9 protein-coding genes are annotated in these 12,474 nt (G+C 71.8%); 2 read left to right on the top strand and 7 right to left on the bottom strand.

Features of this window, described 5'->3' with window-relative positions; translation table 11 throughout:
* Nucleotides 1–17 precede the first annotated feature (17 nt).
* The 7 genes from SPOPO_RS0108725 to SPOPO_RS0108695 form a co-directional block, all read right to left on the bottom strand.
* On the bottom strand, nt 18–1,583 hold the full coding sequence (locus SPOPO_RS0108725) for a cupin domain-containing protein (protein ID WP_019874403.1): 1,566 nt from the start codon (nt 1,581–1,583) through the stop codon (nt 18–20).
* Entirely contained in the window at nt 1,580–2,350 is a 771-nt protein-coding gene (gene sigM / locus SPOPO_RS28535; RefSeq protein WP_245541701.1) for an RNA polymerase sigma factor SigM, read from the bottom strand. Before sigM ends, SPOPO_RS0108725 begins: the two co-directional genes overlap by 4 nt.
* A 122-nt stretch (nt 2,351–2,472) precedes the next feature.
* Nucleotides 2,473–3,936: a protein kinase family protein gene (locus SPOPO_RS28530; protein WP_019874401.1), complete on the bottom strand. Its 1,464-nt coding sequence runs from the start codon at nt 3,934–3,936 to the stop codon at nt 2,473–2,475.
* Between the two features lie 150 nt (nt 3,937–4,086).
* On the bottom strand, nt 4,087–5,748 hold the full coding sequence (gene murJ, locus SPOPO_RS28525; RefSeq protein ID WP_051098328.1) for a murein biosynthesis integral membrane protein MurJ: 1,662 nt from the start codon (nt 5,746–5,748) through the stop codon (nt 4,087–4,089).
* Nucleotides 5,745–7,841 (bottom strand): DUF6049 family protein, encoded by a 2,097-nt coding sequence (locus SPOPO_RS0108705; protein WP_156869719.1) that lies wholly within the window; start codon nt 7,839–7,841, stop codon nt 5,745–5,747. The genes murJ and SPOPO_RS0108705 overlap by 4 nt, the downstream gene beginning before the upstream one ends.
* A complete protein-coding gene (locus tag SPOPO_RS0108700) occupies nt 7,838–8,317 on the bottom strand; it encodes an NUDIX hydrolase (protein ID WP_051098326.1) in 480 nt (159 codons plus the stop codon). Before SPOPO_RS0108700 ends, SPOPO_RS0108705 begins: the two co-directional genes overlap by 4 nt.
* A gap of 106 nt (nt 8,318–8,423) precedes the next feature.
* Nucleotides 8,424–8,969 (bottom strand): hypothetical protein, encoded by a 546-nt coding sequence (locus SPOPO_RS0108695; RefSeq protein ID WP_156869717.1) that lies wholly within the window; start codon nt 8,967–8,969, stop codon nt 8,424–8,426.
* A gap of 92 nt (nt 8,970–9,061) precedes the next feature.
* Here SPOPO_RS0108695 and SPOPO_RS0108690 point away from each other — a divergent pair, with 92 nt between their 5' ends.
* Nucleotides 9,062–10,561 carry a CCA tRNA nucleotidyltransferase gene (locus tag SPOPO_RS0108690; protein ID WP_051098324.1) on the top strand — a complete coding sequence of 500 codons (1,500 nt, stop codon included), beginning with the start codon at nt 9,062–9,064 and terminating at the stop codon, nt 10,559–10,561.
* A gap of 218 nt (nt 10,562–10,779) precedes the next feature.
* Nucleotides 10,780–12,456, top strand: coding sequence for a peptide ABC transporter substrate-binding protein (locus tag SPOPO_RS0108685; RefSeq protein ID WP_028984626.1), 1,677 nt, complete (start codon nt 10,780–10,782; stop codon nt 12,454–12,456).
* Nucleotides 12,457–12,474 lie beyond the last annotated feature (18 nt).

Below are 12,474 nucleotides of genomic sequence, written 5' to 3'. Positions count from 1 at the left end.
GGATTCCCGCCCCCGGCTCACGGCTCCGTGGACGTCGCCGGGCCGTTCGTCAGCGCATTGCCGACCGACGAGCCGACGGACGAGCTGACCCCGGGGGTTCCCGTGCTCGTGTTCACCGACGGGGCGCTGCTCGTCCTCACCGACGGCGTGACGGTGTTCGTGTTCGAGTTGGTGTTCGAGTTCGTGGGCGCCTGGTTCGACCCCGAGTTGCCGTCCGAGGTCGGAGCCGGCTCCGCCTGGGCGGACGGGAAGTCGACCCGCATCTGCCACTGCACGTCGGCCGCGGTCGCCGGCGCAGCGTTCGTGCACTCGCCGTAGACCACGTGACCGACCGCCTGCTTCGGCTCGGAGCCGTTGCGCGTGACGATGATCGTGGCGTTCTGACCCCGCCAGACCCCGGCGTCGCCGGCCAGCACCTCGCCGAGCTTGAGCTGGGTGGCGCAGCGCTTGACCTTCGCCTGGAGCTCGGTCGGTGCCGGACCCCGCGCGGGGACGGCGCCCGTGCTGGAGTCGGTGTCGGAGCGGACGGCCTTGGACGACGCGCGGCCCTGGTCGGTCGAGTTCGAGGTCGAGCCCGCGGGCGCGCTCTCGGCGGTGTACCCGGCATCGCGCAGCAAAGCCTGCACCTTGGCGGCGAAGTTGTCCGGGTTGTACGTGTCGCCCGAGTTGGTGACGTACGGGTCGCTCTGGGCGCTCTGCTCCGCCAGCGTCGACATCTTGTTCGGACCGTTGGACGGCTTCGCCACCGAGGCCTGGGGCGTCGGTTCGGGCGTCGCCTGCGGGGTGTTCTCCGGCGCCTGCGGGGTGTTCTCCGGCGGCGGAGCGGTCACCGTGGGACGCGAATCGCCCGGCTGCTCGTCGACGCGGAACGTCGCGATCGACCGCGACCGGCCGGACTGCACGTCGTAGGTGCGGACCTCGGTCTGGCCGTTCTTCTTGGGCACGACGACGACGCCGTCGGGGAAGAGGACCTTGCCGCTCTTGAGGAAGACCGCGCCGGTGCGCTTGTCCGCGACCGAGCCGTCCTTGCGGCGCTCGGCGTTCTTGCCCTTCGGCTTCTCCTTCGCGCTGAGCGCGTAGGCGAGGTACCGGGCGGAGTTGGTGGCCTCGGCGCTCGGGCTGATGTCCTCGAGCGCTCCGAACGTGTCCTCGGGGTTGCCGGCGTCGGTGTTGTCCAGGGCCTGCATGCCGATGGCGACGCCGCCGATCAGCAGGACGAGGCTGGCGGCGACGGAGGTGACGCGGGCCGCGGGGGCGAAGCGGCGGCGCGAGGCGAGATCGATGACGGCAGCACCCTCGGTGCCCTTACCCGGTGGAGTCGTCCCGGCACGCTTCGGAGTCACGGGCTCCGCGGCAGCCAGATCGGCGAGAGCGGCATCGATCCGGGCCGCGTACTGCTCGGGCATCGGCCCCGGGTCGTCGGCGGCAAGGATGGCGCTCACCGAGACCAGGAGATCGGCCTCCGCCGTGCAGTCGGCACAGCTCGCGAGGTGGTCGGCGACGGCCGTGGATTCGGCGTCGCCGAGGAGACCCTCGGCGTAATCCGCCAGGGTCTCTATCGACAGGTGCTCATGCGTATTCATGTCCGCCGGTCCGCTCCCTCCGCCGGCCCGGACTGGCCTGGCGGTCCCCCCGAACTTTTCGCCGCGCCCCGGTGCAAGGGCACGACTTTGTTCTTGACCTCACCTTCGACGTTGCCGGGGCCGTTCTCGTTCCCCTCCCGGCCGGAATGTCCTCCGGGTGGGTCACCGCCCTGGCGCAGATGGGCGAGAAGGGGTACCAGCCGAGCGCGGCCACGCGCACAGCGGCTCTTCACGGTGCCGGTCGGGACGCCGAGAATCTTTCCGGCCTCGTCGACGGGGTAGCCCTGCAGATCGACCAGGACCAGCGCGGCGCGCTGGTCCGGCGGGAGCGTGTCGAGGGCGGCGGCGATGTCCATCGAGAGGTCCGCGCCGTCGGTCGGGTCCTCCGCGACGGCGACGTCCCGGCCGCCCCGCTCCTCGTCCTCCTGCTGGTCCGGCAGGGGAACGGTCTTGCGGATGTTCTTGCGCCGCGCCCGGTCGAGGCAGGCGTTGACCACGATCCGGTGCAGCCAGGTGGTGATCGCGGAGTCCCCGCGGAAGCCCTCGGCCGCGCGGTACGCCGAGACCAGGGCGTCCTGAACGGCGTCGGCCGCCTCCTCGGGGTCGCCCAGCGTGCGCAGTGCGACAGCCCACATGCGGTCCCGATGCCGGCGGACGATCTCGCCGAAGGCGTCTGGGTCGCCCTCGCGATGCCGTTCCAGGAGGAGCCGGTCAGGGACCTCGGTCAGGTTGTGCACGAGCCCGGGGCCCCCTGCCGATGTCAGCACCGATGGTGGAGTGTCACGTCGGGCTAACGGTACTCAACGAAACCTCCGGGCTCGGGACATCTGGAACGGAGCCGTACTCGGGCCGCGTAGGAGGGCTCCCACCCGCGGTCCCACCAGCAGTCTTACCCGCTGACCGAGACCTCGGAGATCCCACCCCTGTACGTGGGGCCGGGACCGGGCGGGAGCTGGGTGATCCAGATCAGGACGAACCGGGTGCGAACGGCCGAGGCGAAGCGCAGCGTCTCCTCCCGGGCGGCCGCCGCGGTGCTCGCCGCGACCCGGAAGGCGGACAGTGCCGACGGCGCGGAGTTCGCGGTCAGCGCCGCGGCCCGGATCTCGATCGAGGCCCCCTCGTCGGGCAGCCGCAGCTTCACCTGGCGGACGGTCCTGGCGTCGCCGAGGTCGAGGACCAGACCGACGCCCGGCTTGAGTCCGCCGAACGCCCGGGTGTTGTAGGCGACGGTGCGCCAGGCGGTGCGCGGCCGGTCGTCGACGGCCAGCCGGGCCTGCCGCGGGTTCTCGGATCCGTTGCCGGGCGGCGGGTCGAAGTCGCGGGTCGCGGTGATCGGGATCGCGACCAGCGGTGCGGCCGCTTCCGGGGTGTTCGCCTGCCCCCCGAGGCTCTCCGGCGCCAGCGCGCGCAGGAGCTGCCAGCTGAGCAGGACCAGTCCGATGACGAGCATCCCGATGACCGCGACCTGCGCCCCGCGGGTCGCCGCGGACGGTTTCCACCCGTCCGGAGTAGGCATCGGGGAGAGGATCCCGGTGACGACGGCGGACATGGTGCCGGTCGTGTCGGGCGAGGGCCCGCTGCCCGGCGGTCGGGGCCGCGGCAACTGGTGGAGGGTGTCCCTCAGTTCCCCGGGGCTGCGCAGCGGAGTGCCGGCCCGGGGGGTCGGGTTCAAGAGCCGGTCGACGATCGCGTCCATCGCGTCCGGGACGCCGGCGCGGACCTGGCGCGGCGTGCAGATCGCGCCGTGCTCGAAGGGCGCCGCGGCCAGGCCGAAGGCCTCGCCCTCGGGCCACCGCGCGGTCAGCGCCGCGTAGAGCACGCGACCCAGACCTCGGGCGTCCGAGCGGGCCGGGTCGCCGGCGGTCGTGGAGTGCAGGGCGGCCTCGACGCAGAGGCCGAGGATCTTCACGTGCCCCGACGGCAGGACCAGGACGGTGTCGGCCTGCAGGCGCAGGTGGGCGAGGCCGGCCTCGTGCGCGGCGGCCAGCGCCTCGGCCGCGTCGCGGATCATCGTCTGCGCGACGTCGGGGTCGAGGGGTCCGTGGGCGAGCACCGTCGAGAGCGGGTGCGCGTCCGGCAACCACTCGTGGACGACGTAGGCGTACGGCTCCCGGTGAACCGCGTCGAGCACCCGGAGGAAGCGGGGGTCGTCGACCGTCGCGGCCAGTTGGGCGGCCTCGAGCACCGCGGGCGTCAGCTCGGCGTCGCTCGGGAGGATGTGGATGCCGACCGGCCGGGCCAGCTTCTCGTCGGTGGCCTGCCAGGTGGAGAAACCGTCCGACTTCTCGATGCACTCCAGCAGGCGGTAGCGGTCGGCGAGGCGTGTTCCCACCTCCGGGGTGGCTGAGACCACCTCACCGTCCTCCTGACCGGGCGTGCCAAGGTCGGCAGCGGCCGTCAGTTCCCGCCGGGTTCCCGAACAGCCCCTCGCGGCCATGCTAGGCGTTCGCCGGAGCGGCCGGAGCCGAACCGCGCCAGCCGGGGACAAGTCAGCCGCGCCGGATCAGCGCCGGAGCACCGGGCCCAGCAGCTGGGTCACCTCGGTGATCCGCATGCGCATCGTGATCGCCAGGTAGGCGACGAGCATCGCGCCGCCGCCGCCGATCACGGTGACGGCGGCCGCGGTGGTGCCGGTGCCCCAGATCTGGTCGGCGATCTCGGCGACGGCCACCGCGGGGATCGCCGCCAGGACCGCGGCCAGCGCCATCCGCTCGTAGGTCCGGACCACCCCGCCGTCGAGCGGGCCGAGGTAGCGCCCGAGCTTGCGGGCGGAGATCTGGACGCCGACCGCGTAGGACGCGGCGTAGCTGAGCGCGAGCCCGACCGCCACCCACCGGGCCGGCAGCAACGCGACGCAGGCGAGGGCGAGGGCGATGTTCGTCCCGGCGATCCAGACGTTGATGCTCACCGGGGTGCGGGTGTCGGAGAACGCGTAGAACCCCCGCAGCAGCTGGTGGTGCACCGAGAAGGGGACCAGCGCCACCGCGAACCCGGCGAGGACGTAGCCGATGTACTCCGCGTTGGCGACCGAGGTGTTGCCGTGGCCGAAGCCGAGGACTGCCATGCTCGGGCCGAGCACCACGAACGCGATCGCGGCCGGGATCAGCGCGGCACCGGTCAGCTTCATCCCGCCGGCCAGGTCGGTGCGGACGTCGTCGAGCCGGTCGTCGGTCACCGCCCGGGCCATCCGGGGCAGCAGCGCCGTCACGACCGACACCGTGATCACGGCGTGCGGGAGCAGCATGATCAGGTACGCCTTCGTGTACGGCGTGAAACCGCGGCCGGGGTACCCGTCCGCGGCGGCCGTCTCCTCGATCCCGGTCGCGATCTGGACCACGACGAGGTAGGCGATCTGGTTGACCAGGACGAACAGGAGCGTCCAGGTCGCGAGCCGGTAGGCCTGGCCGAGGCCGGTGCCGCGCAGGTCGAACCGGGGGCGGTACCGGTAGCCCGAGGACTTGAGGAACGGGAGCAGGGCCAGGGCCTGCACGATGACGCCGAGCGTGGTGCCGACGCCGAGCAGGCGCATCTCGCCGTCGCTGATCGTCTCGGTGCTCGGGTGCTCGCCGGCGGTGATCACCAGGAACATCACGCCGGTGACGATGACGACGAGGTTGTTCAGGATCGGGGCGAACATCATCGGCCCGAACCGGCCCCGGGCGTTGAGCACCTGCCCGAGCATCACGTGCAGGCCGTAGAAGAAGATCTGCGGCAGCAGGTAGCGGGCGAAGGTGACGGCGACGTCGTAGTTCGCCTCCGACCCCTCGCCGTGGGTGAAGGCGTAGGCGTACGCCGAGATCACCAGCGGCGCGGCGATCACCGCGGCGACCGTGATGACGAGCAGGACGAGCCCGATCGCCGTGATCAGGCGGTCGGCGAACGCCTTGCCGCCGTCTGGGTCCTCCCGCATGGCCTTCACCAGCTGGGGGACGAACACGGCGTTGAGCACGCCACCGGCGAGCAGGATGTAGACGATGTTCGGCACGGTGTTCGCGACGTTGTAGGTCACCGAGAACGCGGTGGTGCCGATGGCCCAGGTCAGGACGACGTCGCGCCCGAAGCCGGTGATCCGGGACAGCACGGTCCCGGCCGCCATCACCGCGCTGGAGCGGGTGATGCTCGGCTCGGCCGGGGGGCCGGGGGGATCGGTCGGAGCTGAACTCATGCGGCGGGTCTCCGGAGCCGGCGGACGTTACGCAGGATGGCCGTCCCGAACAGGACGCTGCCCGCCGCGATCAGCACGATCAGACCCACCTTGCCGAAGCTGGTGACGTTGACCCGCAACTGGGTGGTGTCCCCGAACGGGTTGCCGGCCGCGTCGAGCAGCTGCACGTCGACCTGGGTGATGCCGTTGGAGGAGGCCTCGGCCGGGACGCGCACGGTCTGCTTGCGGCCCGCGCCGATCGTGATCAGGTCGGGGTTGGTGACGCTCAGGCGGCTGCCGACCCGGGGGCGGAGCACCGGGCGGACCCGGATCGCCTGGTCGAGCTGGTTCGACACCGTCAGCGGGATCGTGCCGCGCGTGCTCGAGAGCGTCACCAGGTCGCGGCCGATCACCTGGACCTGGTCGATGTCGGAGGAGATGCGGTCGCTCACGGCGAGGGCGTAGTCCCGGCCGCCCGAGCGGTTGGTGCGCCAGGCCGTCGACACCGCGCTGAACAGCGCGCCGGTGTAGGTCGTCTCGAGCCCACCGGGCCGGGCGAACAGGCGCACCAGGCCGTCGGCGGCGTCCGCGGCCTGCTCCATCCGGGCCACCTGGGCCGCCGCGAGCTCCGCCGCGGTCGCGGACGGCGGGTAGACCAGCGACGCGCCGGCGTACTCGGTCGGGACCCGGGTCCGGGACAGCGACGCGAGCCCGACGGTGCGGACCCACGGCGTGCGCTCGACGGCGTCGAGGAGCCCGGCGGACCAGCCGGCCGGCGGGGCCCACCGGCGGGGGGGCGCGACCAGGATCGTGCGCGCGGCGTTCGGGCGCTCGAGGGTGATCAGGGCGGTCTCGGCGAGGAACCGCTGAGCGGCGAGCGCGGCGGCGCCCGGCACCCCGAAGTCGACCGAGAGCGTCTCGATCAGCCCCTGGTCGGCGACGAGAACCTCGAGTGAGCCGTCCTCGGCCTCGATGCGTGCGCGGCCGGTCGGGGTGTACGTCCGCTCGGTGGCGAGCATCAACGCGGAGCTGGAGAGCACCACGGTCTTGGCGCCCGCCCGGCGCAGGGCCCCCAGCGTCCTGGCGTCGGCGAACCCGTCCGCCGGCCAGGCGACGGTGGTGTCCGACTCGCGGCCGAGCCGGGCACCGGTGACCTCCTTGGACCGGGCGACGGCCTTCGCCAGCGCGTCCGGGTCGCCGTGCCGGGTCAGGGCGACGACGTCGGGGTCGGCGTAGGGCAGCGCGGCGACCGGGGTGTTCGCGAGGCGGGTCCTGAGGTCGGCGAGCCAGCGGCCCGCCGCCGGGTCACCCTCCTGCGTCGTGGTGCCCCGGCCCTCCTGGCGCTCGTGCTCGGCGGACAGGGCCGCCGCGCTGTCGAGCAGCTCCGGGTCGACCATCCAGGTCACCGGGACCCGGTCCGGCGCGACCGCCAGGTCCGCCAGGCGGCCGCCGGGCAGGAGCTCGGCGTTCGAGGTGCCGGGGAGGAAGACGCCGTGAGCGTCGCGGGCCGGGGTCCCGACCAGCGGCCAGATCCAGGTCAGCTTGGTCGGGGAGTAGCCCTCCGCGTTCGGGAGGAACGGCAGGAACGTCGTCAGCGTGGCGAGCTCGCGCAGCTCGCCGTTGCCGACCCGGCCGCTGGCGCGGACCTCGAGGATGTAGACGCCGTTGCCCGGCAGGCGGAGCTGCCGGGCGGGGACCGAGACCTGCCAGGGCGAGACGCGGCCCGAGGTCACCTCGCCGGGGATCCGGGTCGCGCCGGGCACCGTGCGCATCGAACGCCGCTCGTCGGAGCCGCCGGCGATCGCCGCGAGGTCGCCGCGGCTGGTCAGCGGCGCGGTCGAGACGCGGAGGCCGATCGAGAGGTCGGAGAACGCGTCGCCGCCCGGGTTGACGAGGTTGCCGCGCACGGTGACGCGGCCGGCCGGCCGGGGTGCGACCGGGGAGATGGATGTCAGCTCGAGGCGACCGTCCTGATTCGCGGCTGCGGTCCGGACGTCGGCCACGCCGGAGCTCGCCCCGGCCGTCGCGCCGCCCAGCAGGGCCGGGGCCACGCCTCCCACCAGCAGAGCGATCGCGGTGACCACGGCGGGGGCGCGTCGCCACCGCGCGCTCACGGCGTCTGCTCGGCCGCGATCGCCAGCTGTTCGGGCACCTTGGCCATCAGCTTGCGCTCGGTGTCGTAGGCCAGCCGGGACGGCAGCTCCTCCAGCGGGACCCAGGCCACCTCGTCCACCTCGACGTCGGCGTCGGACAGTTCGCCGGACTGCGCCTCGAGGAGGAAGTGGTGCACGGTCTTGTGGATCCGGGCGCCGCCGGCGACGAACCAGAAGTCGATCACACCCAGTTTGGCCAGGACGGAGCCCCGGATGCCGGTCTCCTCCTCGACCTCACGGACGGCGGCGTCCTCCGCCGTCTCGCCCGCCTCGAGGTGGCCCTTCGGCAGGGACCAGAGCAGGCGGCCGCGCTTGTCGAGGCGCCCGATCAGGGCACCCTGAGGCACCGGCCCGGCGCGGTCCACGACGAGGCCGCCGGCCGAGACCTCCGACACGGTCCGTAACCGCTTGGACGGCGACGGCGAGGGCGACGGCATCCCTCGATGCTAGACCGGTGATCACTCCGGGCGTGGGCCGTTGCTCCGCCGAGCGCGGCTGTGTCCGGCCACGCCCGGCGGGTGCGATGTCAGCTCCGGCAGCGCGTCAGCTGATGGCGATCGCGAAGAGCCAGTCGAGGTTGCGTCGCGGGAACTTCGCGGTGCCGGAGTCCAGGACGGTGGTCGAGCAGTTGCTCTTGACCGCCACCTTGGCCCACTTGACCTGGTCGCCGTAGCTGGCGTAGCTCACGGTGACCCGCTCGTCCGAGCCCGTCTTGAAGGTCTTCTTGTGACCCTTGGTGACGTGCACGGCGTTCTTGACCTTGGGCCACTTGGCCTGGACGGCCTTCTTGATGCCGAGCTGGTCGTCGACGTCGCCCGTGCCGTACTTCGCGGTCAGCAGACCCTTCTTGGTGATCTCCACGGTGTGGGTACCGGGCTTGTTGAACTTGATCGTCGTGCCGCCCACCTTGAGGTGGGTGCGCTGGTGCTCGGTGATCTGGTACACGGTCCCGGCCAGGCAGGCGGCGGACGCGGGTGCGGCGGCGGCGAGCGGCAGGGCGACGCCGGCCGCGACGAGAGAGGCGGCGAGTAGACCGGCGGAAGGACTGACCAGCGACATCGGGACGCTCCAGGGGTGTCGGATGATCACAGGGTGACCTGCGTCGCAGTCCGATGTCGGGATTTGGTCCCCTTTTGGCCGATCGTCGTGGCGTCGGACCCCGTCACCTAGGCTGGCCCCTCGTGTCCGGACGCCCCACTTCCGCCCCGTCGACCCCCTCGCCGACCCCGAACCCGGCGGCCCTGTCGGCGGCGCAGCGGCGTGCGGTGACCGAGCTGCTCAAGGCCGCGCCGGTGGCCGTCGAGCTCGCGGAGCGTTTCGTCGCGGCCGGGGAGCAAATCGCGCTCGTCGGCGGCTCGGTCCGCGACGCGCTGCTCGGCCGGCTCGGCGCCGACCTCGACTTCACGACCTCCGCCCGCCCCGAGCAGACGGCCGAGATCCTGCGCGGCTGGGCCGAGGCGATCTGGGACGTCGGCGCCGCCTTCGGCACGATCGGCGCCCGGCGTGCGGCCTTCCAGCTCGAGATCACCACCTGGCGGACCGACGCCTACGACCGGTCCTCCCGCAAGCCCGAGGTGCAGTACGGCACCAGCCTCGCCGAGGACCTGGTCCGGCGGGACTTCACCGTCAACGCGATGGCGGTCGAGCTGCCGGACATCCGCTTCGTCGACCCGCACAACGGGCTGGTCGATCTCGCGGCCGGCATCCTGCGCACGCCCCGCAGCCCGGAGGAGTCCTTCTCCGACGACCCGCTGCGGATGATGCGCGCCGCCCGGTTCGCCGCGCAGCTCGGCGTCGGCATCGCCCCCGAGGTGCACGAGGCCATGACGGCGATGGCCGACCGGATCGAGATCGTCTCCGCGGAGCGGGTGCGCGACGAGCTGGTCAAGCTCGTGTGCGCGCGGTTCCCGCGGCGCGGGCTCGAGATCCTGGTCGAGACCGGTCTCGCGGAACGGGTCCTGCCCGAGGTGCCCAGGATGCGCCTGGAGATCGACGAGCACCACCGCCACAAGGACGTCTACGAGCACACGCTGACCGTGCTCGAGCAGGCCATCGACCTCGAGGACGACGGGCCGGACTTCACGCTCCGCTTCGCCGCGCTCATGCACGACGTCGGCAAGCCGAAGACCCGGCGGAACGAGCCGGGCGGCCGCGTCAGCTTCCACCACCACGAGGTGGTCGGGAAAAAGCTGACCGCGGCGCGGATGAAGGCGCTCCGGTTCGACAAGGCCACGACCGAGGACGTCTCCCGGCTCGTCGAGCTGCACCTGCGCTTCCACGGTTACGGCACCGGGGAGTGGACCGACTCCGCGGTCCGCCGGTACGTGCGCGACGCCGGGCACCTGCTCCCGCGGCTCCACAAGCTGACGCGTGCCGACTGCACCACGCGCAACAAGCGCAAGGCCGCCGCCCTCGCCCGCTCCTACGACTCCCTCGAGGAGCGCATCGCCGCGCTCGCCGAGCAGGAGGAGCTGGCCGCGATCCGTCCCGCCCTCGACGGCAACGCGATCATGGCCGAGCTCGGGATCCGGCCCGGCCCGCTGGTCGGCGAGGCGTACCAGCACCTCCTCGAGCTCCGCATGGACCGCGGTCCGATGACCGACGACGAGGCCCGCGCCGAACTCCACGCCTGGTGGGCGGCCCGACCGGAGTCCGGGAACGGAACCGGAACGCCGCAGTAACGCAGCGGAACGGACAATCCGCTCCAATAGGGCGTTCCGTCCCGGCGCAACACCCGAAACGCATTCCGAACCGGTAACAGGCCCTGCCGTTGGGCACTTAACCCTGCCTACGGTGCGAGTCACCTATGCCGAGTGACCTCGGCGGATGTAGGAATGCTCTGAGAGCACCACCCTGCGTAACCACCCTGCTTGGACAGCCTGCTAGGAGGAGCGACCGGATGAGAGCCCTGAAGCGCGGACACAAAGTGGTGGCGCTGGCCGCCGCGGGGATGCTCCTGGCGGCCGGCTGTGGCGGAGACGACGACAGCAGCGCCGGTTCGGACGCTCAGGGCAACCTGACCGGCCCGATCACCGAGGGCGGCGAGGTCAGCGTCCACGGCTGCAAGCCCGAGCGCCCCCTGCTGCCGGCCGACACCGCCGAGGTCTGCGGTGGCGACGTGCTCGACAACGTCACCGCGAAGCTGGTCCGGTACCACCCGGAGACCGGCGCTCTCGAGAACGACCTGGCCGAGTCGATCGAGACCAAGGACAGCAAGACCTTCACGGTCAAGCTCCTCAAGGGCGTCAAGTTCCACGACGGCACCGAGGTCGACGCCGACAGCTTCATCGACGCGTGGAACTTCGCCGCGTACGCGAAGAACGCGCAGCAGAACGCGTCCTTCTTCTCCCAGATCCAGGGCTTCGAGGACGTGAACCCGGAGGACCCGGACGGCGACGGCCCGAAGGACCCGCCGGAGCCCGAGGCCGAAGAGCTCTCGGGCCTGAAGAAGGTCAACGACACGACCTTCACCATCACGCTGGCGCGGCGTAACTCGACCTTCCCGATCCGCCTCGGCTACACCGCGTTCTCGCCGCTGCCCGACTCCTTCTTCAAGGACAAGGGCAAGGCCTTCGGCAAGAAGCCCATCGGCGCCGGTCCGTTCAAGCTGGTCACGTTCAACCCGGACCGCGAGATCGTCCTCGAGAAGGACCCGAACTACGACCGGGCGCGCAAGCCGCACATCGACAAGGTCATCTACCGGATCTACACCAGCGAGGACGCCGCCTACGCGGACGTGCAGGCGAACCAGCTGGACATCACGAACATCATCCCGACGAGCAAGCAGCTCGACCGGCTCTACGCGCGGGACCTCGCCGGGCGCTTCGCGACCCGGGCGGAGGGCGTGTTCCAGTCGATCACGTTCCCGCCGACGAAGACCGACCCGTCGTACGAGAACCCGAAGCTCCGCCAGGCGATCTCCATGGCGATCGACCGGGAGCAGGTCATCAAGCTCGCGTTCCCGGAGCGCGAGCCGGCCACCGGCTGGGTCTCCCCGGTCGTCAACGGCTTCAAGGCCGGCGCCTGCGGCGAGTTCTGCACCTTCGACCCCGACCGGGCGAAGCAGCTCTTCGAGGAGGCCGGGGGCTACACCGGCACGATGACGCTCTCCTACAACGGCGGCGGGAACCACGAGGTCTGGACCGAGGCGGTCTGCAACAGCATCCGCGACGTCCTCGGCGTCGAATGCATCGCCAAGGGCTCGGTCGACTTCGCCAGCTTCCGCTCCGCGATCGAGGCCAAGGAGCAGAAGGGCATGTTCCGGACCGGGTGGCAGATGGACTACCCGTCGATCGAGAACTTCCTTGAGCCCATCTACAAGACCGGCGCCTCGTCGAACGACGGCAACTACTCGAACAAGGAGTTCGACAAGCTGCTGAACGACGCCGCGGCGGCGGAGAGCGAGGAGGAGGGCTACGCGCTCTACCAGCAGGCCGAGGCCCTGCTGGCCGCGGACATGCCCGCCATCCCGCTCTGGTACGGCGCTGCCATCCACGGTCACTCGAACAAGGTCACCAACGTGAAGGTCACGGTGTTCGGCACCTACGACTTCTCGTCGGTGACGGTCATCAAGTAAGTCCACGCGCCGAACCGG

This window comes from Sporichthya polymorpha DSM 43042 (assembly GCF_000384115.1).
GTDB lineage: Bacteria > Actinomycetota > Actinomycetes > Sporichthyales > Sporichthyaceae > Sporichthya > Sporichthya polymorpha.
This window is presented reverse-complemented; position numbering and strand designations above follow the sequence as displayed.